Below are 26,211 nucleotides of genomic sequence, written 5' to 3' on the forward strand. Positions count from 1 at the left end.
CTCCTACCCCCTGTCCGAGACGCCCCGCACCATCCCCGCCGTACGGGACCACGAGCCGGCCCGCGGCCCGGGCTGGAAGCCCGAGAAGGGCAACCGGGTGGTCGTGGACGACCCGGCGCTGGCCGACGAGGGACGGCTGGTCGCCGGCGAGCTGGGGATGGCGTACGCGGGCGAGAAGGGCGACAAGAAGGCCGGGGACCTGCGGCTGGCGCTGAACGACGACAAGGGCGCGAACCCGGAGTCGTACACGATGACCGTGCGCGACGGGCGGGTGGAGATCGACGGGCCCACCGACGCGGGCGTCTTCTACGGCACCCGCACACTCAAGCAGGAGACCCACGACGGCGGCACGGCGCCCGAGGGCGTCGTGAAGGACGCACCGGCCAAGGCGCAGCGCGGGTTCATGCTGGACATCGCCCGCAAGTACTTCACGGCCGACTGGATCGAGGACCGGGTCCGGGAGCTGGGCGACCTGAAGTTCAACCAGCTGGGGCTGCACTTCTCCGACGACCAGGGGTTCCGGATCGAGTCCGACACGCAGCCGGACATCGTGTCCCAGCCGCATCTGACCAAGGCGCAGGTACGGAAGATCATCGACCTCGCCGAGAGCCGGCACATCACCGTCGTGCCCGAGATCGACTCACCCGGGCACCTGGGCGCGGTCCTGCGCGCCCACCCCGACCTCCAGCTGCGCACCGCGCAGGGGTCGCCCGTACAGGGCGCCATCGACATCTCCAAGCCCGAGAGCGCCGAGATCGTCGACGAGCTGCTGAACGAGTACGCGGACCTCTTCCCCGGCAAGCCCTGGCACCTCGGGGCCGACGAGTACCAGGCGCTGGTGCGCTCCGACCCGGAGGCGTCGTTCCCGCAGCTGGCCGCGGCCGCGCAGGAGAAGTACGGCTCCGGCGCCACGGTCGCCGACCTCACCACCGGATGGCTCAACGACCGGGCCGACACCGTCCGCGAGCACGGGCGCACCCCGCGCGCGTGGAACGACGGCTTCTTCCGCGGCACCTCCGTCGAGCCCGCCAAGGACATCCAGGTCGCCTACTGGACCGGCAAGGAGATCGGCGCCCGGGAGCCCCTGGAGTACCTCCAGGCCGGCCGCAAGGTGATCAACTACAACGACGAGTTCCTGTACTACGTGCTCGGCGAGCCGCAGACCTTCGTCTACCCGACGGGGCAGCGGATCTACGAGCAGTGGACGCCGCGGGTGCTGCGCGGCACGGCGGCGGTGCCGGCGCGCTACGACGACCAGATCCTCGGCGGGAGCTTCGCCGTCTGGTGCGACCTGGCGAACTCCCAGACGCAGGGCCAGGTCGCGGCCGGGATCCGGATGCCGCTGCGGGCGACGGTCCAGAAGCTGTGGGACCCGGGCGCGCCCGAGCTGACCTGGGCGCAGTTCCGGGCGCTGGCGGACAGGCTCGGCTGACCCGCACGAATTGGCGCATACGGCTGCGAACTCCCGTACGGCTGTGGTGGTCTTCTGGCGAGAAGCACCGAATATGCCGGGGGGAACCGGGACATGGGCTACTGGGGATACTTCGTCGTGGGCCGCGGGGAACGGCCGCTGGAGGAACTGGACGCGCTGGCGGGGGCCGGGGACGGCCTGACGCAGCGCGCCTTGGCGCCGGGCGGGTGGCAGGTGTGGGAGTACCCGAGCAGCGACGGCGACGTCGGGAACATGAACGCCCTCGCCCGGGAGACCGGGGCGCCCGCGCTCTTCGGGTACGTGATGAACAGCGAGTGCGTGGTGGTGGAGGCCGCGGCCCCGGAGAGCGGGGCGTGGACGACCTGCCTCGCGCGCTCGGCCATGGCCGGGTACGTGGGGGCGGGCCGGGAAGGTCTCACCCTGGAGGACTACTTCCTGGAACCCGGCGACGCCGCCGAGCGTGCCGTGCGCTGGGCCGCCGAGGCCGGGCGCGAGGTGAACGCCGACGCCCTCGTGGACGTACTGACGTCAGACCCTGATCCCCTGGCCGAAAACCTCTTGTTCCGCTTCCTCGACAGACTGGGTGTGGTGCCCCTGTGACACTCCGGGGCCGTTGCACGCAGTAAGGGGAAGTGCGGGTTCCGTGAGGGGTGAAGGCCGGTAGCGGCCTGATCGGGCCCCGGAGAAGGCCCGCGGAGGGAGACGTGGATGAGCCTGGTGGAGTTGATCGCACAGGCCGACGAGCGTGGGCTGGCCGCGAGCGGACTGGCTTGTTTGGATCGGTGCGTGCCCCTGCTGGGCGGCGACGACGAGATCCTGCGGCCGGTGTGGGCGAGTCTCAGCGACGGCGCGGGTGCCGCCGAGTGGGGCGAGCGGCTGGAGCAGGTGCGCGGCAAGCTGGACGCGGCCGGTGCCGGGGACGAGGCGGCCGCGCTCGCCCACCGGATGCTCGAGGCCGCTCCCGCCGAGCGGTCCGCCGCGGAAGTGCGGGTGTGGGCCGACGCCTGCTCCGTCGCCTCCCTCCAGATCCATCGGCTTCTGGACACCGCCGAGGACGCGGCCTCCTCCGTCGACTCCCGCCGCGAGGGCCGCACCGACGGCATGTCGCCCCTCGTCGCCGCCGAACTGCGCCGCCAGATCACCGTCCTGGAGGTCCTCGCCGGGCACGGCCCGGCCGGGTTGCGCCGGGCGCTGGAGCTGTCGGTCGAGGGGCGCCGGGTGCTGCGCGCGGTGGTGTCCCGCCGGAGTCGGCAACAGAGCTGAGAAAACGGGCTCCAGACGCCCCGACCGGCCTAAACCCCCTTCCTGGAAGAGTCCTGTGACTGTCCCTTGGGTGAGGTGGGTCGGTCTTGCGCTGCTTCGGGGAAGCCGCCGATTCAGGGTGACGAAACGCTTCGCCGCAGCGCTTTGTCGGGTGTGACGACTCAAGCGGAGACCAGGCCATCGGCGGCTGCGAAGCCGCTGCGGTGGGCGGCGGACACAGTGGCGACGATGCGCGAGGGAGCACGGCTGTACCTCGACTACTCGGCGCAGAGCCTGTGGAGCGTCGACCGGATGATCGAGGGGATACGGCGGGAGGGAGCGCCCGACGCCGCCGTCCGGGAGGTCCTGCGGGGCTTCGGCGCGTATGCCGGTGAGGTGATGGTGCGTCAGTCCGGCGCCGAGTGGTGGGCGACCGGCGGCGACCACTGGATCCGCACCCCCGACGGGCGTCTGTGGGACCCCATCGAGGAGGCCCGCCGCTGCTACGCCGGCCACGGATCGCTGCGGCTGCTGTGCCGGGACGCGGTGGGCACCGGGTCCCGGCGGTAGCGTCAGCGCCCGAGCACGCCCTCGGCGAAGTCCTCGGTCCCGTCCTCGGTCCCGTCCTCGTCCAGGAGCCCCGGCGGCTCCGCGGCGGGCTCGGCCTGCTTGCCGGCGTTCGCGGCCAGGGTGCGGATCTCGGGCAGGTCGTCGTAGAGGTGCTGCCCGGGGCACTCGGTGGGGTAGCCGTCGCGGTGGCCGGAGATGCGGTGGAACATCACCTTCTGACCCAGCTCGTACTTGCCGTTGTCGGCACCGGAGGTCAGCACGGTCGTCCCGGTCGGGTCGATGCCGTAGAGGCCGAGCTTCCACGCGGCGACCTTCGCGACCGACGCGCGCACCGCGGCGTTCGTGGCCGCCGTCGAGTAGTCGCCGAGCACCGAGACGCTGCTGGTGGCGGTGTTGAAGCCGTAGGTGTGCGCGCCGAGGACGGGCTTGTCGACGCCACCCGCACGGCCCTCGAAGACGGTGCCGCACTTGTCGACGAGGAAGTGGTAGCCGATGTCGTTCCAGCCGTTGCTCTGCACGTGGTAGAGGAACACGCCGCGCACGATCGACGCCGACTGGGAGCAGGTGTAGTCGTTGGTGCCCGCCGTGTGGTGGACGAACACCGCCTTGGTGTTGCCGGTGTAGGTGGGCGGGTCCTTCACCAGGGACTCGTCCGCCCCCCAGGCGGAGCGCGAGGTCATGGCGGGACGCTCGGCCGCCTGCGGCCCGGCGGCCGGCGGGACGACGCCCGGCTCGACGACCGCGGTGTGCACGGAGTCCGACCCGCCCTCGGGGTCGACCAGTTCGACGCGCAGCCCTTCCGGCAGACGCGAGCCCGCCACCCGCACCTGGACACCGTCCGAGGGCCCGGTCCACAGCGGCTGGGTGCTGCCCCGCACCCCGGCCCGGTCACGGTCGGGGCCGGTCTCGGGCGTACGGCTGTCGGCCTCCAGGGGGCGCCATGCGCTCCACGCGCCGCTCACCCGGGAGCGGGTGCGCACCTGGACGGTGCCGTCCAGGGCCGCGTCCGGGTCGTCCCAGGTGACGCCGATCAGGCTGAACGGCTCGGTGGTGCGCGGGGCGAGGGACCGGTCGTGGGGGTCACCGTCCGGTACCCGGACGGTGTGCACACCGTCCGAGGGGGTGGCCCGGGCGGGCTGGGTCAGTCCGAGTGCGCCGAGGGCCAGGGCGGTGGCGACGGCGGTGCGCAGGAGAGGGGATGTCATACGGCGCTCGCCTTTCGTGGGCGGTGGCATCGCGAGCAGAGGTCCCCGGTACTTCACTTGGCCGAAACCTCCGCGGGGCCGGGCTCCCGAGGACGGCGGGCCGGGTTGACCCGAACGGTCGCGGATGCCCCGCGCCTGACGCGCTGTGACACTTCCGCGCGGACCGGCGCTGATGACCGTGGGAGGGCGCGCACTCGGCACGGACGAGGACGGTACTTGGGTCAGGGAACGGAACCCCGGCGCGGGCAGGCGTACGACGGGGAACTGGGCGCGGCCGTCGCGCGGGCCCAGCAGGGCGACGAGGCGGCCTTCGCGGTCGCCTACCGTCTCGTGCAGCCCGGGCTGCTCGGCTACCTGCGCGGCCTGGTGGGGGACGACGCGGAGGACGTGGCGTCCGACGCCTGGCTGGAGATCGCCCGGGACCTCGGGCGGTTCCGGGGCGACGGGGCCGGCTTCCGCGGCTGGACGGCGACCATCGCCCGGCACCGGGCGCTGGACCACCTGCGCCGGCAGCGGGTACGGCCCCGGTCGTCCGCGCTGGAGCAGGACGTCCTGGAACTGCCGGGACCGCAGAGCACGCACGACCAGGCGCTGGAGGCCATCTCCACCGAGCACGCCCTGGAGCTGGTCCGGGGGCTGCCGCGCGATCAGGCCGAGGCCGTGCTGCTGCGTGTCGTGGTCGGCCTCGACGGCCCGGCCGCGGCGCGGGTTCTGGGCAAACGGCCGGGCTCGGTGCGCACGGCCGCCTACCGGGGCCTGAAACGCCTCGCCGGGCAGTTGGGCGCGGAGAGTGTGACGGATGAGGCTCCCCGGACGCTGGGTGAGTCGACGTAGCGGAACCGGCGGTTTCGCGTGCGGCCCGGTCGGGTCGCACGGAGTCGGTGTCCTGAACAGGGCGGACCGGCGGGACGTACTGGGGCCCGGTGGGCCGGCGGGCGCCGCCGGGGCAGACGGATCGATCGGATCGAGCAGGGACGGAAACGGACATGGGTGAACGGCAGAACGACGGCGGGCTGTCCGGCCGTGGTTCCCGGCACGCCCTCCTCGATGCCGACGTCGAGGCGCTGATCGTCGCCTCCCTCATCCGGGACGGTGTCGACGCCGAGGCCGAACAGCGGGCCCTGGCCGCCTTCCGGGCCGCCCGGGACGCCGGGGCCCTGCGCACCCGCGCGCTGCGCACCCGCACCCGCCGCCGGGACGACTGGCGCGCCGGGGAACGGCGGCACCCGGGCCGGTCCCTGAAGACGACGCTCTCCGTGCTGCTCGCCAGTCTCACGCTGGGCGGTGTCGCCGTGGCGGCGATCGGCGTGGCGGGATCGCCGGAGGACGGCACGAAGGACACCCCCGAGCAGCGGCCCGCCCCGAGCAGTGCCCCGCGCGACCCGTCGGAGCAGCCGTCCCGCGACGGCCACAGCCCCACCCCCGGCACCGGCCCCTCCCCGGACCGGCCGGCCACCGCCCAGGACACCGAGGCCCACTGCCGCGCCTACGAGCGGGTCGGCCGGCGCGGCAAGGCCATGGAGGCGACGTCCTGGCAGCGTCTGGTGGCCGCCGCGGGCGGTGAGAGGAACGTCACGGCGTACTGCGCCGAACAGCTGGACGCGCCGAAGAGCCGGAGCGGGGGTTCCGGGAACGGCGGTTCCGCGAAGGACGACGGCGCACCGGCCGAGAACAACGGAGCGGGCGACGGCTCCGGCAACAGCGGGGACAACGGCTCGGACAAGAGCCGGAGCAAGCGCTCCCAGCCCAACGGCCGTCACCAGTAAGGGATTCCGCGAGCATCGGCCGTCACGGCCTGCCCGCCGCGCGAGCCCGCACAGGCCCGCCTTGGCAACGGCCGAGGCCGCCACCCCCCACAGGAGAGGCCCCGGCCGTCGCGCGGCACGGGCCGCGCGGCGGCCCGTACTACCTACAGCGCGCAGGGTGCGTTTTCTGTCACACCCCGCCGCATCACGGCTTAGTTGCATCCCGGACGGACATGGACGGCGCATGGTTTCAGGTCGTAACGTGCCATTCGCGCCAACGCGAAGGCGGTACGACCACCGCTACCACCTGCGGTCTTGATACCGCAACCATCAATTGAGGAACCACGACGGCGAGAACCCGGTCCGCGAAAGCGGCGCCGGTTTAGGCGTATAAGGGGTGCGGTGCTGGGGGACGACGCGGAGCTGACCGCCGCGGTGCGCGCCGCACAGGACGGAGACGAGGACGCGTTCCGGACTGTGTACCGCACGGTGCATCCGCGGCTGCTCGGGTACGTACGGACGCTGGTCGGCGACCTCGACGCCGAGGACGTGACGTCCGAGGCGTGGCTTCAGATAGCCCGCGATCTGGAGCGGTTCACCGGCGACGCGGACCGGTTCCGCGGCTGGGCCGCCCGGATCGCCCGCAACCGCGCGCTGGACCACATCCGCATGCGCGGGCGCCGGCCCGCGATCGGCGGTGACGAGACCGAGCTGACCGGTCGTGCCGCCGAGTCGGACACCGCCGGCGAGGCCATCGAGGCGCTCGCCACCGATGGTGCGTTCTCCCTGATCTCCCGGCTGCCGCAGGACCAGGCCGAAGCGGTCGTGCTGCGTGTGGTGGTGGGGCTCGACGCGAAGACCGCCGCCGAGACGCTCGGCAAGCGCCCGGGCGCGGTCCGCACGGCGGCGCACCGGGGTCTGAAGCGGCTCGCCGAACTGCTCGGCGACGACCCGCAGGCCGATCCGGAATCGGCCGGGGTGCTCGATGCCCTGCCGCCCCAGCGAGAACCGCGTGGCGGTGCCGTGACGTCCGCAGGTGTGACGCACAGCGTTGCGCGGACGCAGAAGGATGTGTGATGGCCGACGAGCAGTACAGGTGGCTGGACCGCGAAACGGCGGAGCGTTTGCTGAGCGGAGAGCCACCCGGAGCTGTCGAAGGCGCCGTCCGGGACCAGGCCGAACAGCTCGCCAGGACCCTCGGCGCACTGTCCGCCACACCCCCGCTGACCAGCGATGAACTCCCCGGCGAAGCCGCCGCGATGGCCGCTTTCCGCAAGGCCCGAGCGGAACGCGACGACGTGGCCGCGGCCTTGGCGGCCACCGGCGGCAGCGACGCGGCGGGCGTCCCCGACGCGGGTCTGGTCCGGATCGGAGCCCCCGGCGACGGCGGCGCCGGCACCGCCCGGCCGCCCCGCTGGGCACGTCCCGCGCGCCTGGCCCTGGCCGCCGTGCTGGCGGTCGGCATGGTCGGCGGGGTGGCTCTCGCGGCCGGAACCGGAGCCCTGAGGGCACCGTTCGGCGGTGACGAGCCCCACCCCGGCGCCTCCGTCTCGGCCTCCGTCCCCCACCCCGAACGCCCGCTGGTGTCGCCCTCGCCGAGCGAGGCCGCACAGGGCGGCTCCACCCCCGACGACGCCCCGGGCGGCTCGTCGACGGGCGGGGCAGGAGCCCAGGGCCGGGACGACGACCGCGACGACGCGGACCCGAAGCAGGACGGCCGGGAGGACGGCTCCGGCGACGACCGCGGGGAGATCACCGCCGCCTGCCGCGACCTCCGCGACGGCAAGCGGCTGGATCCCGACCGCAGGCGTGCCCTGCGGGAGGCGGCGAACGGCCTGCGGGTGTGGAAGTACTGCAAGGGCGTCCTGTCCTCGGCCGGCCCCCGCCCGGGTGGGCGTGGGAGCGACGACCACGCGGACAAGGGCCGGCACCAGGGCACGGGCACCGGCCGGGACCGCGACCAGGACCCCAAGCAGGACGGCGGCCAGGACCGCAAGCAGGACGGCGGCCAGGACCGCAAGCAGGACGGCGGCCAGGACCGCAAGCAGGACAAGGCCGACCGGAAGGCCGAGAAGGGGTCCGAGGAGCGGTCCGGTAAGAAGGACGACGATGACGACGCGGACCGCGGCGGCTCCCGGATCTCTCTCGCACCGCTGCGACCTGCGGTTTCGCACTCCCTGAAAATCTCTCGGCCAACGGTGTGACGTTTTCGGCCGCCCCGGCGCAGTAATGAGTGAGCCGACTGGTCATCGGCCGTCGCACAGAGCCGGGGTTCCCCCCGTACCTACGGCTCGTGCACCTGAGCGCGGGCGGGACACGTTCCCCCGGTCCCGCCCGCGCCCCTAACTCCTCGCCCCGCCGTCACCAGGACACGACGACCCTGTCGCCGTTGCGGACCTGGGCGTAGAGCTCCGCGATCGCCGCCTCGTCCCGGACGTTGACGCAGCCGTGCGAGCCGCCCGCGTAGCCCCGGGCGGCGAAGTCCGCCGAGAAGTGCACGGCCTGGCCGCCGCTGAAGAACATCGCGTAGGGCATGGGCGAGTCGTAGAGCGTCGAGACGTGGTCGCGGGACTTCCAGTAGACGGAGAAGACGCCCTCCCGGGTCGGAGTGCCCTGCGAGCCGAAGCGGACCGCCATCGTCGACACGGTCCGCCCGTCGATCATCCAGCGCAGTGTCCTGCTGGTCTTGTCGATGCACAGCACCCGGCCGGTCCGGCAGCGCGCGTCCGGCGGGTCGGCCCGCTGCCCGCCCATCAGATAGAGGTCCCACCGGCCCGGCTCGCGCGTCATGCGCACCAGCCGCTGCCAGGTGACGGCGTCGGTCTTCCCGGTGCGCGGCAGCCCGCGCTTGCCCTGGAAGCCGCTGACCGCCCGCTCCGTCTGTTCGCCGTACGTCCCGGTCGGCCCCTCGAACAGCCAGGCGACCTGCCGCAGCCGGGCCTGGAGCTCCCGGACGTCCCGGCCGGTGTCGCCGCGGGACCACAGCACGCGGGCCGGAGCGGGAGCGGCGGGCTTGTCGTCGTCCGGCGCGGGCCCGGCGCTCGGCGCTTCGCCGCCCCCGGCGGGCGTACGGTCCGGGGCCGGGGTGTCGCCGGGCAGCTCGATGTGCACGGGCGAGCGGCGCTTCCCCTCGCCGTCGGGCGTCTGCACCGTGCAGCCGGTCAGCGCGGCCAGCACGGCGAGCCCGGCTACGAACGCTCTTCCCATGCCCGTGGTACGCACACGGCCCCCCGCTCGTCTCACCGGTGTGCCCGGATGTCACCTGAGATGTTCCCCGGACGTGACCGCTCGCGAACCAGGGGGCATGGTGGGTGAGCGAGGTCACTGCTCTGCGGGAGGCACACCACCATGGCGCGTGAGTCGGAGTCCGGACTGCCCATCGAGCCGGTCTACGGGCCGCAGGCCCTCGAGGGCTGGGATCCGGCGGAGAAGCTGGGGGCGCCGGGGGCGTATCCGTACACCCGTGGCGTGTATCCGTCGATGTACACGGGCCGCCCCTGGACGATGCGCCAGTACGCGGGTTTCGGCACGGCGACGGAGTCCAACGCCCGCTACCGGCAGCTGATCGCCCATGGCACGACGGGCCTGTCGGTCGCCTTCGACCTGCCCACCCAGATGGGCCACGACTCGGATGCGCCGATCGCGCACGGCGAGGTCGGCAAGGTGGGGGTGGCGATCGATTCGATCGAGGACATGCGGGTGCTGTTCGACGGGATCCCGCTGGAGAAGGTCTCGACGTCGATGACGATCAACGCCCCGGCCGCACTGTTGCTGCTGCTGTACCAGCTGGTCGCCGAGGAGCAGGGCGTCGCCGCGGACCGGCTGACCGGCACGATCCAGAACGACGTGCTGAAGGAGTACATCGCCCGGGGCACCTACATCTTCCCGCCCAAGCCGTCGCTGCGGCTGATCGCGGACATCTTCCAGTACTGCCGGGCTGAGATGCCGAGGTGGAACACCATCTCCATCTCCGGCTACCACATGGCCGAGGCGGGGGCCTCGCCCGCGCAGGAGATCGCCTTCACCCTGGCCGACGGCATCGAGTACGTGCGCACCGCCGTCGCCGCGGGCATGGACGTCGACGACTTCGCGCCCCGCCTGTCGTTCTTCTTCGTGGCCCGCACCACCCTGCTCGAAGAGGTCGCCAAGTTCCGTGCCGCGCGGCGGATCTGGGCGCGGGTGATGCGCGAGGAGTTCGGCGCGACGAATCCCAAGTCGCTGATGCTGCGCTTCCACACCCAGACCGCCGGGGTGCAGCTGACCGCCCAGCAGCCCGAGGTGAACCTGGTCCGGGTCGCGGTCCAGGGCCTGGCGGCGGTACTGGGCGGCACGCAGTCGCTGCACACCAACTCCTTCGACGAGGCCATCGCCCTGCCCACCGCCACGTCCGCCCGCCTCGCCCTGCGCACCCAGCAGGTCCTCGCCCACGAGACCGACGTGACCGCCACCGTCGACCCGTTCGCCGGGTCCTACGCCATCGAGAAGCTCACCGATGACGTCGAAGCGGCGGCCGTGGAGCTGATGGACAGGGTCGAGGAGATGGGCGGCGCGGTCGAGGCCATCGAACGCGGCTTCCAGAAGGACGAGATCGAGCGCAACGCCTACCGCATCGCCCAGGAGACCGACTCCGGCGAGCGGGTCGTGGTCGGGGTCAACCGCTTCCGGCTCGACGAGGAGGAGCCCTACGAGCCGCTGCGTGTCGACCCCGCCATCGAAGCCCGCCAAGCCGAACGCCTGGCCACCCTCCGCGCCGAACGCGACCAGCCGACCGTCGACACCGCCCTTGCGGCGCTGCGCAAGGCCGCCCAGGGCGACGACAACGTCCTCTACCCCATGAAGGAAGCGCTCCGAGCCAGGGCCACCGTCGGCGAGGTCTGCAACGCGCTGCGCGAGGTGTGGGGGGCGCACGTCCCGTCCGACGCCTTCTGAGCGACGGCCGGGGCGGGGTGTCGGACCCGCGTGCGACACTCATTCGCATGTTCGGTGTCATCGATCTGCCCACCTACCTGGCGGGCCTCGTCCTGATCATTCTGCTGCCCGGCCCCAACTCGCTGTACGTGCTGTCCGTGGCCGCCCGCCGCGGTGTGCGCGCCGGGTACACCGCCTCCGCCGGAGTCTGGTGCGGAGACGCGGTGTTGATGACGCTGTCCGCGGCCGGGGTCGCCTCGCTGCTCCAGGCGAACGCCGTGCTGTTCGCCGTCGTCAAGTACGCGGGGGCCGGATATCTGACCTGGCTGGCCATCGGCATGCTGCGGGCCGCGTGGGGCATGTGGCGCACGCGCGCTGAGCGGACCGCCGAGGGCGAGGCGACCGCGCCCGCCGAGGAGCGGCCCTTCCGCCGTGCCTTCGTCGTCAGCCTGTTCAACCCCAAGGCGATCCTCTTCTTCGTCGCCTTCTTCGTGCAGTTCGTGGATCCGGGGTACGCCTACCCGGCCCTGTCCTTCGTCGTCCTCGGCGCCCTCGCCCAGTTCGCCAGTGTGCTCTACCTCAGCGCGCTGATATTCGGCGGCACCAGGCTGGCCGCGGCCTTCCGCCGCCGCCGGCGGCTGTCGGCCGGGGCGACCTCGGCGGCGGGCGCGCTGTTCCTGGGGTTCGCGGTGAAGCTGTCGCTGGCGAGTTCCTAGCGCGACCCGGCCTAGCCCCGGCCGAAGCGGGCCAGGTACTCCGGGAGACCGGCCGCCGTGTCCCCGGCCCAGCCGACGTAGCCGTCGGGGCGGACGAGGTACAGACCGGGCCCGTACGCGCCGGGGGCGGGGCCCCGTACGACCGGGATCCGCGCGCCGAGGTCCGGTGCCTGGGCGTCCCCCAGGGCCAGCAGTGTCCAGTGCGGACCGCGGAACGCGTCGAAGAGCCGGACGCCCGCCACCGTGCCGTCGGGTGCGCGGTCGCCCGCCCGCACCGCGCCCGGGCCGGTGCGGGTCTCGCGGGTGAGCGGCGATTCCCGGTAGCCGAGCCCGAGCTGGCGGGTGGCCCCGCCGCGCCGGGTCTCGCCGCGGTGCACCCGGGTGGACAACCCGAGCACCTCTGCGGCGACGGGCCGCCGCTCCTCCTCGTAGGAGTCGAGCAGCGCCGCGTCCGCGCCGTCGCGCAGCACCGCGCGCAGCTTCCAGCCCAGGTTGTAGGCGTCCTGGACGCTGGTGTTGAGGCCCTGGCCACCGGCGGGGGAGTGGACGTGCGCCGCGTCGCCGGCGAGGAAGACCCGCCCGGAGCGGAAGCGGTCCGCGAGGGCCGCCCGGGGCCGGAAGTCCGAAGCCCAGCGCAGCTCCGTCACGGACTCCGGCGCGAGGTGTGAGCGGGCGGCGACGACCTTCCGGATGCCCGCCAGGGAGAGGTCCGGGGCCGTCCCCTCCGGGAACTGCGCCACCAGCTGGAAGTCCTCGGTGCCGGCCAGCGGGCAGATCGCGAGGAAGCCGTCCCCCTCACCGGGCGGGAAGACGTGCCAGTTGTCCCGGTCCAGGTCGCTGATCCGGACGTCCGCCACCAGCGTCGGGTGCGGGTCGACGGTCTCGCCCGTCATACCGATGCCGAGCAGCCCGCGCACGGTCGAGCGGCCGCCGTCCGCCGCCACGGCGTACCGGGCGGTCACGGCCCCGCCCGAGGCGATCTCCGCGCGCACCCCCTCCTCGTCCTGTGTCAGACCGACGAGCTCCCGGCCGAACGCCACCTCGCCGCCCAGCTCCTCCAGCCGCGCCCGCAGGATCTGCTGTGTGCGCCACTGCGGCACCATCCACGGCTCGTTGTAGGGTGCGGCCTCGCTCGGCTCGGCGGCGTCGAACATCCGGTGCTCAGCCACTCGCCCGCCGTCCTGCCAGATCATCCCCACCGGGTAGGTGCCGCCCGCTGCCCGGATCGCGCCGAGTACGCCCAGGTCGTCGAAGACCTCCATCGTGCGCGGCTGGATCCCCTTGCCGCGCGAGCCGGGGAACAGCGTCTCCGCCCGCTCCACGACCAGCGCGGCCACGCCCTGCCGGGCGAGGTCGATCCCGAGTGCCAGACCCGTGGGTCCCGCGCCCACCACCAGCACGTCCGTGTCCCTGATCACCTTCATCGGACCACCCTCCTTAACGTTGTTAAGTGGCTCCGCTTCACGAGAGTCGCCTTAACGGTGTTAAGTTGTCAAGCGTGAGTACGGAACGACGCGAGCCCCTGGACCGCCGCCGGGTCGCGGACACCGCGCTGCGGCTGCTGAACGAGGTGGGCCTGGACGGTCTGAGCCTGCGCGCCATCGCCCGGGAACTGGACGTGAAGGCGCCCGCCCTCTACTGGCACTTCAAGGACAAGCAGGCGCTGCTGGACGAGATGGCGACCGAGATGTTCCGCCGGATGGTCGCCGGGACCGCGCTCGACCCGGGCGACAGCTGGCAGGACCGGCTGTTGAAGTCCAACCGGGGCCTGCGGGCGGCCCTGCTTCGCTACCGGGACGGAGCGAAGGTGTTCAGCGGCTCACGCTTCACCGGCATCGAGCACGCCGGGCCGATGGAGGACAACCTGCGCCTGTTCACGGCCGCCGGGTTCACCCTCGCCCAGGCGGCCCGCGCGCTCACCACGGCCTACCTGTACACGCTGGGCTTCGTCACCGAGGAGCAGGGCGTCCAGCCGCTGCCGGGCGAGCGCCGCGAGGGCTACGACATGGACGAACGCGCCCGCCTGATGGCCGACTTTCCCTTGTCGGCCCAGGCGGGCGCGGAGATCTTCGAGGACTACGACCGGCACTTCGAGGAGGGACTCGCCCTCGTGATCGGGGGGATCGGGGCGCGCTACGGGGTCTCATGAAGCGGTCCGGCGGGTCAGGACCGTTTCGCGCGGGCCCGCCGTACGGCCCGGGTGACCACGGGCGGCAGCAGGTCCTTGGCGAGCCGTCGGGCCCGGGACGGGGCGGGACGGGCCGGACCTGCCGCCCGCGTCTCGGCGACCGCGGGGGCGGCCGCCGGTGCGGGCGCCGGCTCCACGTAGTGCCGTGAGGGCGGGAAGGCCGGCGGCTTCATGCCCCGGGAGCGGGTCCGGATCAGCCGGTGCCCGGCCGCCTCCTGCACGCTCACCCCGACGTCCGAGCGCTGCCCCAGCATCTCCAGCAGTTCCTCCTGGAGCGGCTCGGGGTCGCCCCAGGTGGCGTACATCTTCTGCGTGCTGAGGCAGATCGGGCGCAGACCGCGGTTGAGGACGGCCTCCCAGGCGGCGACCGAGACACCCGGGGTGTGCTCGGAGCGGAAGTCGTCGAGGACCACCACCCCCTCGGGCAGCAGGATGTCGTGGGCCGCGCCGATGTCGCCGTACACGTGCTCGTACAGGTGCGAGGCGTCGATGTGGATGAAGCGGCAGGTGTCCGGGGCCACCTTCTCGTCCACCAGGGAACTGGGGCCGGTGATCACCGTCGGCAGGGCGTCGTGGAAGGAGAGGTAGTTCCGCTCGAAGGCCTGCTGGGTGAGCGAGGCGTACGACTTCGAGGACTCCGCCTTGTTGGCCTCGTCCGGGGCGTCACCCTCGAAGAGGTCGCAGACGGTGAACAGCTCGCCGTCCTGGAGGTGGTGGCCGAGGAGGATCGCGCTCTTGCCCATGTAGACGCCGAGTTCCAGCAGATCACCCTTTATGCCGGCCTTCTTCTGCTGCTCGAGGAACCAGGTGAACAGCATCTGGTCCAGCGGCGGGAACCAGCCGGGGACGTCGGCGAGTTCGCCGGGGTGCGTGTCGGTCGCTTGTGCTTGGGTCATGAGGCGAGCCTTCTCTTCGAGCATTGCCCCGATCGACGGCCGGTTGAACGTCCCGTGAACAGGGTCAGCGGGTCCTCGTCAGGGCCGCCCGCAGCCGGGGCGTCAGCGGCTTCTCCACATACTTGTGCAGCAACCACGCCAGCAGCAGCATTGACGCCACCGTCAGCGCGAAGGTCACCCCTGAGGGCAGTCCCAGACCGCGGTGCAGGGCGTGGATCACCACCCAGCCGAGATGCTCGTGGACGAGGTAGAAGGGGTACGTCAGCGCGCCCGCGACCGTCAGCCACCGCCAGTTCACCCGGCCCAGCAGGCCCAGCGCGATCGCGGCGACCGCCACGAAGCCGAAGGTGACGACGGCGATGATCCCGAACGAGGAGCGGTAGGAGAAGGCATCTGGGTCCGGGGCGTGCCACAGCCCCTGCACCGCGTAGTGCTGGCCGATCAGCCAGCTGACGGCCACGATGCCCCACCCGTGGACGTCCCGCCGGTCGCGGTGCACGAGGTAGAGGCCGACACCGCCGATGAAGAAGGGCGCGTACTCGGGCATCAGGACGATGTCGAGCAGCGGCATGTTCGCGTTCTCGGCGATCACCGCCGCCAGCATCCAGCCCGCGCAGAACATGATCACCCGGCGGCGGTTCGCCCCGGGCAGTACGACACACAGGGCGAACAGGGCGTAGAAGCGGACCTCCGCCCACAGGGTCCAGCACACCCCGAGCACCCGGTCGACGCCCAGGGGCATCTGCAGCATCGTCAGGTTCACCAGGGCGTCGCTCGGCGACACGGCCTTGTAGGCGACCACCGGCAGCGCGAAGACGGCGGTCACCAGCAGGACGGCCGCCCAGTAGGCGGGCAGCAGCCGGGAGGCGCGGGAGGCGAAGAACGACGTCAGGGGACGGCCCCAGCCGCTCATGCAGATCACGAAACCGCTGATCACGAAGAACACCTGGACGCCCAGGCATCCGTAGGCGAACAGCGGGTGCAGGGTGGGGAACTGCTCCTGAGGCGAGGTGCCCCAGGCCTGGGCGACCTCACCGTCGCGTCCGCCGTAGTGGTACAGCGCCACCATCAGCGCGGCCACCAGCCGCATCCCGTCGAGGGCGCGCAGCCGCCCGCCGGAGTCCTTTGTACGCCGTGGGACGGTCGTGGCCCCCGGTGGTTCGACCAGCACGGCGACGCCGGGCCGGGGCTTTCGGGTGCTGACGACCGTCTCGGTCACGCTGGAAACCTCTGTGTGGCTCGTATGTCCTTTGCCTGAGCCGCCTGTGGGCGGGCGCCTGTCACCCTAGGACGGAAGTTGACGGAATTACGTTCGACGGCGACAGGCTTCGCCTGCCGGTCCCCGTGGGTTCATCTGGATGTCGCCGGGGGGCGGCGGCCCGGGCGGGACCGGCTCAGCGGCGCACCGCCTTGCGCAGGGCCCGGGCCCGCCTGACCACCCGGCGTGCCGTGGAATTGCGCGGCAGGAACGCCAGCCGCTGCGGAATGCCCCCGGGCAGTCCGAGCGCGGTGAGACGGCGCTTCTTGAAATAGCGCCGGGTGCGGGGGCCGAGGTGCCGGGCGAGGAACCGCTCGGCCTGCGGGCGCAGGTCCGGGTGGATCTGCGGCTGCATGGTGAACCCGAGGGCCGTGAGGAGGCCGGACAGCTGCTCGGCCGGCAGGACGTCGCCGTCCGTTCCGTTCTCCAGGCCGGGCAGCAGCGCGTCCGCCAGCGTGGCCGGCACCCGGTTGCTGTTCTGGTACGGCGTCAGCCGCTCCAGCAGCAGCTCGGTGCCGATGCGGGCGACCGGCAGGTCGTAGAACGCGGACGCGGTGAACAGGGCGGTCGAGAAGCAGCCGACGACCAGGGCGGGCCGGGCGCGGTCGAACAGCACCTCGGCGAGCACGGGCGTGTCCAGCACGGTGAGGTCCACACCGAGCTTCTCGGCCTCGGTCTCCAGGGCGCGGCTGTAGCGGGCCGGTGCGGTCGGGTGGGGCTTGAAGACGACCGTGCGGTGGCCGCGGGCGACGGCGCCCCGCATCATCCGCACGTGCAGGTCCTCCTCCTCCTCGGGGGAGAGGATGTTCAGCGCGGAGAGGTACTGACCGAGCAGCAGCGCCGAGTCGCCGGGCACGTCCGGCAGTTCGGACACGGTCTCGGTGACCTCGCCGAGCACCTTCAGGAACGCGGGCGTCGGCACCAGGTGCGCCGGTACGCCGAACTCGGTGAGCAGCATCGGCGTGAGCCCCGGCACCAGATCGAGGTGCAGCAGCCGCCGCACGCGCGTGCCGACCAGCGGGTCGAGCTTGTTGCGGGTGGGGCCGTAGCTCATCAGGCCGTCGGCGTAGACGTCGACGGGGGCGTCGGTGAACAGCTGGGCCACCGTCAGCGCGGGCGCCACCTGGATGGACTCCAGCACCAGACTCACCCGGTCGTCGCCGAGGTTCCACAGCAGCCGCAGATAGCGCTCGAAGAGCGGGACGTCGTCGGCGCGCGGCGTCCACGCCCCGGGGTGGAAGGGGCGGATCGCCTCGTTCCAGGACAGCACTTCGTCGAAGTGCTCGCGCAGCGGCGCGAAGCCCGGCATCTCGTCGAGGGCCGGAGTGGTCTCCGGGGTCGCGGAGTTGTTGAACACCAGCAGCACCCGGCGGTCCGGCTCCTCGAAGAGGCCGGAGTCGATCGCGGCGGCCAGGGTGGCGACGCCGTAGAGCGTCGAGGCGCAGAAGATCTGAGTGGTCCCGGGCATCAGGCGGCCGCTCCCGTCGTGGTGACCCGGCGCCGCAGCCGCCGCAGCTTGGACGCGCGGTCCATGTCCATGGCCTCCAGTGCGTCGCCGAGTGCGTCCTGCGGCATGCGCTTGATGGCCGCCGCGCTCATCGACCGCAGCTGCCTGGCCACGGCCGGTTCGAACCTGTCCTCGTTGGAGAGATGGTGGGCGATGATCGCGCAGTAGGTCCGCACCGCCTTGGGCAGCAGCCGGTCGGCGTCGCGGTCCGCGGCCGTCTCCTCGATCACCTGGTCGAAGGCCCGGATGAAGTCAAGCTGGCGGACATCGCCGATCTGCGTCAGGGACGAGGCCACCCCGCGCCGGTAGAACACGCCCAGCAGGCTCACCACGGCGAACGACTCCGCCTCGCGGTGCAGCTTCCAGATCCACGGCCGGTCCTCGGCCGTGCGCAGCCCGTCGGTGAAGTGCAGCAGGCCCCGGTCGACCAGGCGGCGGTGGTAGGCGCCGGCCCAGGCGTAGGCGTAGTCCACCGAGGTCGAGCGGTGGGCGGGCAGGATCGCCTCGCGCGGGCTGAACACCTCCCAGCGCCGGCCGATCGGCACCCTGCTCACCGAACGGGCCCGGGCGGTGGCCTGCACATGGTCGGTGCGCACGAAGTCGCACCCCAGGCCGTCCATCGCGGACACCAGTTCAGCGAAGTAGCCGGGGGCCAGCCAGTCGTCACCGTCCAGGAACGTCAGGTACTCGCCCTGCGCCGCGTCCAGGCCGGTGTTGCGGGCGGTGGCGAGCCCACCGTTCTTCTCGTGGCGGATGTACCGCACCTGGGCGACATCCGAAAGGTCCTCGGCCGCTCGTTCGAGAATGGCCGGAGTTTCGTCCTTCGAATGGTCGTCGACCAGGATGAACTCGAAATCGCGGTCGGCATTCAACCGAAGGCTTCTGAGGGTGTCCGGGGCATATTGCTGCACGTTGTAGAACGGCACGATCACGGAAAGCTTAGGCACCCGCAAAACGTTAGGAGGCCGCCCGGCAGCTGAACTTTCCGATGGAGGTACACCGGGTGAACTCCATGTGTCAGAACGGTGCACCCCGTGTACTTCCCGCCTTCCAGCAGGCCAGTTCGGCTCTCGGTGGGCTGTTGTTAACTTTTCGTTGAGTCGCGGTTCCGCCATACCTCGGATTCGCTTCCTAGCGTCATCGACGTGCCAGTAAGTACACCGAATCGCCCGCGAATCGCGGTCCTCGCGGACAGCGACACCCGATGGAAATGGGGTGCGCTGACAGCGGACCGCATCGCCCCGGGACCGTCCATGGAAGCCGCACCGCGCGAGGGCGCGCAAGTCGGCCCCCTCCTCGACGGATTCCTGCTGCGCGGCCGGGCCACGCCCACCCCGCGCCAGCTGGCGGAAGTGGGCGTGCGCGCCGACTCGCTGCGGGAGGTCACCGCCGTCGAGTTCCTGCGCGCCATGGCCGAGGAGTCCTACGACGTCCTCGTCCTGTCCCTCGTGGGCGGCGGAGTGCAGGCGATGCTCCACGGCCTGGCACGCGTCTGGGAGAACCGCACCTCGCGGCCCGTCGTCGTCACCGGCTACGTCGGTGTCGTCTACGAGAAGCTCGCCGACGGCCTGCTGCTGCGGCACGGCGCGGACCTGGTCCTCGCCAACTCCCGCCAGGACGCGGACCGTTTCCGGGCCGTGTACGAAGGGGTCGGCGCCGACGCCTCCGCGGTGACCGAGGTGGCCCTGCCGTTCCTCGGCGGTGCGCCGTACCAAGGCGAACACGACCCCTCTGCGAAGCAAGGGCGCAGGCCCTACACGGTTGTCTTCGCCGCCCAGCCCTCGGTCCCGGACAGCCGCAAGGACCGTACGTACCTGCTGAACCGGCTGGTGCAGCACGCCCGCCGGCACCCCGAGCGCGAGGTGCTGCTGAAGCTGCGCTCCAAGCCCGGCGAACACACCACCCACATCGAGGAGCTGCCGTACCAGAAGCTGGTGCAGCGCCTCGATCCGCCCGCCAACTTCCGCCTGGTGTACGGCAACATGGGCGAGGTCCTGGACCGGACCGACCTGCTCGTGACGGTCAGTTCCACAGCCGCCCTGGAGTCGCTGCACCGCCGGATCCCGACCGTCGTGCTGAGCGACCTCGGCATCCGCGAGTCCCTGGGCAACCACCACTTCGTGGGCTCCGGCTGCCTCGCCTCCTGGGACCAGCTCGACGCCGGGCACCGGCCCACCCCCGACGAGGAGTGGGTCTCCCGGCAGGGCGTCGCGGCCGACGGCACCTACGACTCCGCCTTCGACGCGGCCCGGGGGCGCATCGCCGAGCTGCTCGACCGGCCCGGCGGTCTGACCCCGCTGACCCCGTACTACACCCCCGTCACCGCGCCCGGCTATCTGCCCGGGATCCTCGCCCGCCACCACCTCGGCCCGGACGGCACCCCGCTGCCCGGCGCGCCCGCCGCCGACAAGGAGCCCGGACCGGTCCGGCAGATCGTGCGCCGGGCGGCGCGCGGCGCCTACCGGCACGGCGTGCAGCGCGTGGCGCCCGTCATCCGGCGGATGGGCGAGCTGTGAGCCGCCCCGAGCCCCCTGCCCAAGGAGTAGACCCCATGTCCCGACCGGAAGCGGGCCAAGGCGCCTCGATGCGCCGCGTGCTCGCGGTGATCCCCGCCCGCGGCGGCTCCAAGGGCGTCCCCGCGAAGAACCTCCTGCCCGTCGGCGGTGTCCCGCTGGTGGCGCGCGCGGTGCGCGAGTGCCGGGCCGCCCGGCTGGTGACCGACGTCGTGGTCTCCACCGACGACCAGGCCATCGCGGCCGCCGCCCGCCAGGCCGGCGCCGAGGTCGTGCTGCGGCCCGCCGCCATCGCCGGCGACACCGCCACCTCCGAGGCCGCCGTCCTGCACGCCGTGGACGCGCACGAGGCCCTGCACGGCGCGGTCGTGGACGTGGTCCTGCTCGTGCAGTGCACCAGCCCGTTCATCGTCCGCGAGGACATCGACGGGGTCGCGGGCGCGATCGTCGAGAACGGCGCCGACACGGCGGTGACGGTGGCCCCCTTCCACGGGTTCGTCTGGCGGGACGCCGAGTCCGCCGAGGACGTCGTCGCGGCCGGCTCCGACGCGGAGCACGGTGACGCGGTCGGCGGCGGCTACGGCGTCAACCACGACAAGTCCTTCCGGCCCCGCCGCCAGGACCGCCCCCAGGACCTGCTGGAGACCGGCGCCGCCTACGCCATGGAGGCCTCCGGCTTCCGCAAGCACCAGCACCGCTTCTTCGGCCGCACCGAGCTGGTCCGCACGGACCCCGCCCGCGTGCTGGAGATCGACGACCCGCACGACCTCGCCCGGGCCCGGGCCCTCGCCCCGCTCTTCGACGCGGAGCGCCCCGGCGCCCTCCCGACCGCCGACGACATCGACGCGGTCGTCCTCGACTTCGACGGCACCCAGACCGACGACCGGGTGCTCGTCGACTCCGACGGACGGGAGTTCGTCTCCGTGCACCGCGGGGACGGACTCGGCATCGCGGCCCTCCGCAGGAGCGGCCTGAAGATGCTCATCCTGTCCACGGAACAGAACCCTGTGGTCGCCGCCCGGGCCCGGAAGCTCAAGCTCCCGGTGCTGCACGGCATCGACCGCAAGGACCTCGCGCTGAAGCAGTGGTGCGAGGAGCAGGGCATCGCGCCGGAGCGCGTGCTCTACGTCGGCAACGACGTCAATGACCTCCCGTGCTTCGCCCTCGTGGGCTGGCCCGTGGCGGTCGCGAGCGCCCACGACGTCGTGCGCGGCGCCGCACGCGCGGTCACCACCGTCCCCGGTGGCGACGGCGCGATCCGAGAGATCGCCAGCTGGATCCTCGGCCCCTCTCTCGATTCCCTCACCAAGTAAGGACATCTCTGCCATGAGCACCAACTCCCGTATCCGCCGCTTCGGTTCGCGCGAGGTCGGCCCGGGCCGTCCGGTCTACGTCTGCGGTGAGATCGGCATCAACCACAACGGCGAGCTCGAGAACGCCTTCAAGCTGATCGACGCCGCCGCCGAGGCCGGCTGTGACGCGGTGAAGTTCCAGAAGCGCACCCCGGAGATCTGCACCCCGCGCGACCAGTGGGACATCGAGCGCGACACCCCCTGGGGCCGGATGACCTACATCGACTACCGCCACCGCGTGGAGTTCGGCGAGGCCGAGTACCGCGCCATCGACGACTACTGCAAGTCGAAGAACATCGACTGGTTCGCCTCCCCGTGGGACACCGAGGCCGTCGCCTTCCTGGAGAAGTTCGACGTCCCCGCCCACAAGGTCGCCTCCGCCTCCCTCACGGACGACGAGCTGCTGCGCGCCCTGCGCTCCACCGGCCGCGCCGTGATCCTCTCCACCGGCATGTCGACGCCGAAGCAGATCCGCCACGCGGTCGAGGTCCTCGGCTCGGACAACATCCTGATGTGCCACGCCACGTCGACCTACCCGGCCAAGGCCGAGGAGCTCAACCTGCGCGTCATCAACACCCTCCAGCAGGAGTACCCGAACGTCCCGATCGGCTACTCCGGCCACGAGACCGGCCTGCAGACCACCCTCGCCGCGGTCGCCCTGGGCGCCACCTTCGTCGAGCGTCACATCACCCTCGACCGCGCCATGTGGGGCTCGGACCAGGCCGCGTCCGTGGAGCCGCAGGGCCTGACGCGCCTCGTCCGTGACATCCGCACCATCGAGGCCTCCCTCGGTGACGGCGTCAAGAAGGTCTACGAGTCCGAGCTCGGCCCGATGAAGAAGCTGCGCCGCGTCAGCGGTGTGGTCGCGGAGGCGGAGATCGCCGACGCGGCGGGCGAGCCGGTAGGCGTCTGATCCCCCACCCCCACAACCCCCCTCACCACGGGACGGTCGTACGTCGATGAGCCCCCGCGCCGGGAACGCCGGCCCCCACACTCTCGCCTTCGTCGAGAGCCCGGTACAGCTGCTGAACGTGCTGGAGTGGGCGCACGCGCATGCGCCCGGCGTGGGGCTCACCCTCGTGGTGCTGTCGCCCGTCGACCCGATGACACGCGGACAGCTGCGGCGGATGTCCGACCTGGCCCGCGACGAGGGGCACCAGGTCCGCTGGGAGGAAGCACGCGGCGGGCCGCTGGCGCCCTTCCAGACCATCGGCGGCCTGTCCGGCCTGCTCCGCAGGGCACGCCGGGTCGTGCTGGGGGACCCCTTCTCCCGCTACGTCCAGCTGCTGCTGACCATCACCCGCGCCCGTGACCTGGTCGTCGTCGACGACGGCACGGCGACGATGGAGTTCGTCGGGCAGCTGGCCCGGGGCGAACGCCTGGTGCGCTGGCACCGCAAGGGCGGCCGCCCCGGCCCCCGGGACGTGATCTTCGCACCGGTGTCGGCGTCGGCCCGCCGCCGGCTGACCCCCGGCGAGCGCCGCCACATCGAGATCTTCTCCGCCATGCCGATGGAGGAGACCCCGGCGGGCGTGACCGTGCGCGCCCACACCTTCGCCTGGACCCGGACGCGCTTCGGCCCGCCCCGCATCACCAAGGGCGCGGACATGGTGGGCACGTCCCTGGTGGAGACCGGGGTCGTGGACGACGGCCGCTACCTGGAGGCCGTCCACACGCTGGCCAAGGCCCACGGCGCCACCCGCTACTTCGCCCACCGCCGCGAGAGCACGGACAAGCTCCACCGCCTCGCGGCCGCGACGGGCCTGGAGATCGTCCGCCCCGAACTCCCCCTCGAACTGATCGCCCGCCGCGGCCCCATCGGCCGGACGGTCCTCAGCTTCCCGTCCACGGTCGTCCACACCCTCCCGCTCGCCCTGTCCGGCACGGAGGTCCGGGTCGCCGTCTGCGACATCGACCCCGCCTGGCTGACCGAGAACGCCTCACCGCGCGCCCAGGGCTTCCTGTCCGGCGTCACGGGCACGGCCCGGGACGTCCACCGGCTCTCACCGACGGCTCCGACGGCAGCCCCGGACCCGGTGAACCCGAGCAGCCCGTCCGCCTCGACCGACCCGGCACCCTTCACCGCCACGCCACCTTCCGCGGGCCTGGTCGGCCCGGCGGCGTCGTGACGCACCCGGCTCACACCTCCCGCGGCACCCGCCCCGGTCTGCGGGCCAGCAGGAACGCGCGCGGCAGCTTCTCCCCGGGGCCGGGCTCGCGCAGGAGGCGGGCATGGAGCTCCAGGCCCGCCTCCGCGAGGTGCGCGGCGACGGTGTCCGGGGTGCGCCAGTAGTAGTCGAGCGTGATCTCCTGCCCGTAGCGCTCGGTCAGCCGCTGGTGTCCGTCCTCGTCCCCGGACTGGAAGCCGAGCAGCACGGGCGCCCCCGGCAGCAGGACACGGCGGAACTCGGCGAAGGCGGCCGGCAGATGATCGTCCGGCACATGGATGATCGAGTAGAGCGCGACGACGCCGCCGAGCGTCTCGTCCGGCAGGTCCAGCGCGGTCATGGAACCGACGTGGAAGCGCAAGCCCGGGTGGGCCCGGCGGGCCAGGGCCACCATGCGGGGCGAGGCGTCGACCCCGAACACCGGCAGCCCGGCCTCGTGCAGCCGCGCCGTCACGTACCCCGGACCGCTGCCGACGTCCGCGACCGGCGGATTCCCCGGTACGCCGGGCTCCCGGACCAGCTCCACGAAGGCCGTCAGCAGCGCCCGCTCCAGCGGTCTGCCGGCCAGGCTGTCGGGGTGCTCGGCGGTGTAGGCCTCGGCGATGGCGTCGTACGAGGCCTGTGTGGACTGGAGGAACTCGGGGGCGCGCACGGGACGCAGACTAGCGGGGCGCGCGTCCGGCAGATGAACACGCCCGTGTTCGCCGCGCACGGCGTGGTATCCGTGGAGAGGATGGATGGATACCGGAGTCGTGACGCGCATATGGTCGAAGTCACACTCCGGGGGGTGGGCGGCCCGGCCCGGCCCAAAAGGCTGGCCAGTGTACCCATCTCACTTGATAGCTATGCGTCCGGCGGTCATATTTTCTTCCCCTTTCGGGTTGAAGTTTTGTTGATCCAGGGTCGGTCGACCGCCTCGGCGCCCTACCCTTCAAAGGGTGAAGCCACTGATGTCACTGGAGTCCGAGGTCGATCTTCCCGGAGGAGCCGTACTTCCCGGTGCGCTGCCCGACGCTCTGCGGGCGGAGCTCATCGCGTTCCGGCGCGACATGCACATGCACCCGGAGCTGGGCAACCAGGAGTTCCGCACCACCGCCGCGATCAAGGAGCGGCTGGAGCGGGCCGGCCTCAAGCCGCGCGTCCTCGCCGTGGGGACCGGACTCGTCTGTGACATCGGCGTGGAGGGCGAGCAGTGGGACGGAGGCCCCAGCATGCTCGCCCTGCGGGCCGACATCGACGGCCTGCCCATCCCGGACACCAAGACGGAGTGCCCGTACCGCTCCACCGTGCCCGACCGCGCGCACGCCTGCGGTCACGACGTGCACACCACCGTCGTCCTCGGCGCCGGGCTGGTCCTCGCCGAACTGCACCGGCGGGGCGCGCTTCCCCGCCCGGTCCGGCTGATCTTCCAGCCCGCCGAGGAGGTGCTGCCCGGCGGCGCCGCCGACGTCATCAAGTGCGGGGCGCTGGAAGGCGTGGGCGCGATCATCGCCGTGCACTGCGACCCCCGGGTGGACGCGGGCAAGATCGGTCTGCGCGAGGGCCCCATCACCTCCGCCTGCGACCGGCTGGAGATCGGCCTCGACGGCCCGGGCGGCCACACCGCCCGCCCCCACCTCACGACCGACCTGGTCACCGCCGCCGCCCGCGTCGTCACGGACGTGCCCGCGCTGGTCGGCCGGCGCTTCGACAGCCGCAGCGGGCTCGCCATCACCTGGGGCCGCGTCGAGTCGGGCCACGCCCCGAACGTGATCCCGCAGCACGCCGAGCTCTCCGGCACCGTGCGCTGCCTCGACCTCGAGGCGTGGCGGCAGGCTCCCGACGTCGTCGTCGCGGCGATCGACGAGATCGCCAACCTCTACCGCGCCAAGTCGGAGATCAACTACGTGCGCGGCGTCCCGCCCGTCGTCAACGAGCCCGGCGTCACCGAACTGCTGCGCGAGGCCATGATCGCCCGCCGCGGCGTCGAGTCCGTCGAGGGCACCGAGCAGAGCCTCGGCGGCGAGGACTTCTCCTGGTACCTGGAACACGTCCCCGGCGCCATGGCCCGCCTCGGCGTCCGCACCCCCGGCGAACGCCAGATCCGCGACCTCCACCAGGGCGACTTCGACGTCGACGAATCGGCCATCACGGTAGGAGTGGAACTCTTCACAGCAGCAGCCCTGGTAAACGGCCTCCGCTAGCCACCAGCCCCCAGCCTCTCGAGGGACGCGGGGGACACGCCCCTCAGGGGCGCGGGGAACGGCGCGAACAGCCACGACGGCGCCGCACGTGCACTTGGGGGCGCGGGGAACTGCGCGAACAGCCACGACGGCGCCGCGCGTGCTCTTGGGGGTGCGGGGAACGGCGCGACGGGCAACCAGGGCGCCGCACGTGCACTTGGGGGCGCGGGGAACTGCGCGACGAGCCACGATGGCGCCGCACGGATTTCAGGGGCGCGGGGAACTGCGCGAACAACCACCACGGCGCCGCACCAGGCAGACAACCCCAACGCTCCACACCCCACACCCC

Annotated in this window: 24 protein-coding genes; 16 read left to right on the forward strand and 8 right to left on the reverse strand. The window is 72.4% G+C overall.

The features are described 5' to 3' along the window. The 4 genes from K4G64_RS26265 to K4G64_RS26280 form a co-directional block, all read left to right on the forward strand. On the forward strand, window positions 1-1,432 hold a 1,432-nt coding region (locus K4G64_RS26265), incomplete at its 5' end, for a glycoside hydrolase family 20 protein (RefSeq protein WP_221758471.1). Window positions 1,433-1,525: 93 nt separating this feature from the next. Next, window positions 1,526-2,032, forward strand: coding sequence for a hypothetical protein (locus K4G64_RS26270; protein WP_221758472.1), 507 nt, complete (start codon window positions 1,526-1,528; stop codon window positions 2,030-2,032). A gap of 108 nt (window positions 2,033-2,140) precedes the next feature. Then, window positions 2,141-2,695 (forward strand): hypothetical protein, encoded by a 555-nt coding sequence (locus tag K4G64_RS26275; protein ID WP_221758473.1) that lies wholly within the window; start codon window positions 2,141-2,143, stop codon window positions 2,693-2,695. Between the two features lie 153 nt (window positions 2,696-2,848). After that, window positions 2,849-3,244 carry a hypothetical protein gene (locus tag K4G64_RS26280; protein ID WP_221758474.1) on the forward strand — a complete coding sequence of 132 codons (396 nt, stop codon included), beginning with the start codon at window positions 2,849-2,851 and terminating at the stop codon, window positions 3,242-3,244. 2 nt (window positions 3,245-3,246) lie between these two features. Here K4G64_RS26280 and K4G64_RS26285 read toward each other — a convergent pair whose 3' ends face one another. Further along, window positions 3,247-4,449: an N-acetylmuramoyl-L-alanine amidase gene (locus K4G64_RS26285; RefSeq protein ID WP_221758475.1), complete on the reverse strand. Its 1,203-nt coding sequence runs from the start codon at window positions 4,447-4,449 to the stop codon at window positions 3,247-3,249. A 216-nt stretch (window positions 4,450-4,665) separates the two neighbouring features. Here K4G64_RS26285 and K4G64_RS26290 point away from each other — a divergent pair, with 216 nt between their 5' ends. The 4 genes from K4G64_RS26290 to K4G64_RS26305 all read left to right on the forward strand — a co-directional run bounded on the left by K4G64_RS26290 (window position 4,666) and on the right by K4G64_RS26305 (window position 8,398). Beyond that, on the forward strand, window positions 4,666-5,283 hold the full coding sequence (locus K4G64_RS26290) for an RNA polymerase sigma factor (RefSeq protein ID WP_221758476.1): 618 nt from the start codon (window positions 4,666-4,668) through the stop codon (window positions 5,281-5,283). A 152-nt stretch (window positions 5,284-5,435) separates the two neighbouring features. After that, on the forward strand, window positions 5,436-6,215 hold the full coding sequence (locus K4G64_RS26295; RefSeq protein WP_221758477.1) for a hypothetical protein: 780 nt from the start codon (window positions 5,436-5,438) through the stop codon (window positions 6,213-6,215). A 381-nt stretch (window positions 6,216-6,596) separates the two neighbouring features. Continuing rightward, entirely contained in the window at window positions 6,597-7,271 is a 675-nt protein-coding gene (locus K4G64_RS26300; RefSeq protein ID WP_221758478.1) for an RNA polymerase sigma factor, read from the forward strand. Further along, window positions 7,271-8,398 (forward strand): hypothetical protein, encoded by a 1,128-nt coding sequence (locus tag K4G64_RS26305; RefSeq protein WP_221758479.1) that lies wholly within the window; start codon window positions 7,271-7,273, stop codon window positions 8,396-8,398. Before K4G64_RS26300 ends, K4G64_RS26305 begins: the two co-directional genes overlap by 1 nt. A gap of 157 nt (window positions 8,399-8,555) precedes the next feature. Here the strand turns inward: K4G64_RS26305 and K4G64_RS26310 are convergent, their stop codons facing one another. Beyond that, entirely contained in the window at window positions 8,556-9,401 is an 846-nt protein-coding gene (locus K4G64_RS26310) for a L,D-transpeptidase family protein (protein WP_221758480.1), read from the reverse strand. Window positions 9,402-9,542: 141 nt separating this feature from the next. Here K4G64_RS26310 and K4G64_RS26315 point away from each other — a divergent pair, with 141 nt between their 5' ends. Both K4G64_RS26315 and leuE read left to right on the forward strand, forming a co-directional pair. Continuing rightward, the gene (locus K4G64_RS26315; protein ID WP_221758481.1) at window positions 9,543-11,123 is read left to right on the forward strand and encodes a methylmalonyl-CoA mutase; all 1,581 of its coding nucleotides are present in this window, start codon (window positions 9,543-9,545) and stop codon (window positions 11,121-11,123) included. Between the two features lie 47 nt (window positions 11,124-11,170). Beyond that, window positions 11,171-11,818, forward strand: coding sequence for a leucine efflux protein LeuE (gene leuE, locus K4G64_RS26320; protein WP_221758482.1), 648 nt, complete (start codon window positions 11,171-11,173; stop codon window positions 11,816-11,818). 11 nt (window positions 11,819-11,829) lie between these two features. Here the strand turns inward: leuE and K4G64_RS26325 are convergent, their stop codons facing one another. Then, window positions 11,830-13,242, reverse strand: a complete 1,413-nt coding sequence (locus K4G64_RS26325; RefSeq protein ID WP_221758483.1) for an FAD-dependent oxidoreductase — start codon at window positions 13,240-13,242, stop codon at window positions 11,830-11,832. A 74-nt stretch (window positions 13,243-13,316) separates the two neighbouring features. Here K4G64_RS26325 and K4G64_RS26330 point away from each other — a divergent pair, with 74 nt between their 5' ends. After that, window positions 13,317-13,967, forward strand: a complete 651-nt coding sequence (locus tag K4G64_RS26330) for a TetR/AcrR family transcriptional regulator C-terminal domain-containing protein (RefSeq protein ID WP_221758484.1) — start codon at window positions 13,317-13,319, stop codon at window positions 13,965-13,967. 14 nt (window positions 13,968-13,981) lie between these two features. Here K4G64_RS26330 and K4G64_RS26335 read toward each other — a convergent pair whose 3' ends face one another. The 4 genes from K4G64_RS26335 to K4G64_RS26350 all read right to left on the reverse strand — a co-directional run bounded on the left by K4G64_RS26335 (window position 13,982) and on the right by K4G64_RS26350 (window position 18,614). Further along, on the reverse strand, window positions 13,982-14,902 hold the full coding sequence (locus K4G64_RS26335) for a class I SAM-dependent methyltransferase (RefSeq protein WP_221758485.1): 921 nt from the start codon (window positions 14,900-14,902) through the stop codon (window positions 13,982-13,984). Between the two features lie 64 nt (window positions 14,903-14,966). After that, a complete protein-coding gene (locus K4G64_RS26340) occupies window positions 14,967-16,121 on the reverse strand; it encodes an acyltransferase (protein WP_221758486.1) in 1,155 nt (384 codons plus the stop codon). A gap of 175 nt (window positions 16,122-16,296) precedes the next feature. Further along, window positions 16,297-17,628 (reverse strand): alpha-2,8-polysialyltransferase family protein, encoded by a 1,332-nt coding sequence (locus K4G64_RS26345; protein WP_221758487.1) that lies wholly within the window; start codon window positions 17,626-17,628, stop codon window positions 16,297-16,299. Beyond that, the gene (locus K4G64_RS26350) at window positions 17,628-18,614 is read right to left on the reverse strand and encodes a glycosyltransferase family 2 protein (protein WP_221758488.1); all 987 of its coding nucleotides are present in this window, start codon (window positions 18,612-18,614) and stop codon (window positions 17,628-17,630) included. Before K4G64_RS26350 ends, K4G64_RS26345 begins: the two co-directional genes overlap by 1 nt. A 198-nt stretch (window positions 18,615-18,812) precedes the next feature. On the opposite strand from K4G64_RS26350, the gene K4G64_RS26355 reads away from it, so the two are divergent. The 4 genes from K4G64_RS26355 to K4G64_RS26370 are packed head-to-tail and all read left to right on the forward strand — an operon-like array spanning window position 18,813 to window position 23,661. Then, entirely contained in the window at window positions 18,813-20,183 is a 1,371-nt protein-coding gene (locus K4G64_RS26355) for a DUF6716 putative glycosyltransferase (protein WP_221758489.1), read from the forward strand. A 35-nt stretch (window positions 20,184-20,218) separates the two neighbouring features. Continuing rightward, window positions 20,219-21,493 carry an N-acylneuraminate cytidylyltransferase gene (locus K4G64_RS26360; protein WP_221758490.1) on the forward strand — a complete coding sequence of 425 codons (1,275 nt, stop codon included), beginning with the start codon at window positions 20,219-20,221 and terminating at the stop codon, window positions 21,491-21,493. A gap of 13 nt (window positions 21,494-21,506) precedes the next feature. After that, window positions 21,507-22,445, forward strand: coding sequence for an N-acetylneuraminate synthase family protein (locus K4G64_RS26365; RefSeq protein ID WP_221758491.1), 939 nt, complete (start codon window positions 21,507-21,509; stop codon window positions 22,443-22,445). A gap of 46 nt (window positions 22,446-22,491) precedes the next feature. Continuing rightward, the gene (locus K4G64_RS26370) at window positions 22,492-23,661 is read left to right on the forward strand and encodes a hypothetical protein (protein ID WP_260461004.1); all 1,170 of its coding nucleotides are present in this window, start codon (window positions 22,492-22,494) and stop codon (window positions 23,659-23,661) included. 10 nt (window positions 23,662-23,671) lie between these two features. On the opposite strand, the gene K4G64_RS26375 is transcribed toward K4G64_RS26370, so the two are convergent. After that, window positions 23,672-24,361 (reverse strand): class I SAM-dependent methyltransferase, encoded by a 690-nt coding sequence (locus K4G64_RS26375; RefSeq protein ID WP_260461007.1) that lies wholly within the window; start codon window positions 24,359-24,361, stop codon window positions 23,672-23,674. Window positions 24,362-24,650: 289 nt separating this feature from the next. On the opposite strand from K4G64_RS26375, the gene K4G64_RS26380 reads away from it, so the two are divergent. Then, complete coding sequence (locus K4G64_RS26380; protein WP_221758493.1) at window positions 24,651-25,883, forward strand: M20 family metallopeptidase; 1,233 nt, start codon at window positions 24,651-24,653, stop codon at window positions 25,881-25,883. The last annotated feature ends 328 nt before the right edge of the window (window positions 25,884-26,211 follow it).

Source organism: Streptomyces sp. WAC04114, from assembly GCF_019733245.1.
In the GTDB taxonomy this organism is placed as follows: Bacteria; Actinomycetota; Actinomycetes; order Streptomycetales; family Streptomycetaceae; genus Streptomyces; species Streptomyces massasporeus_A.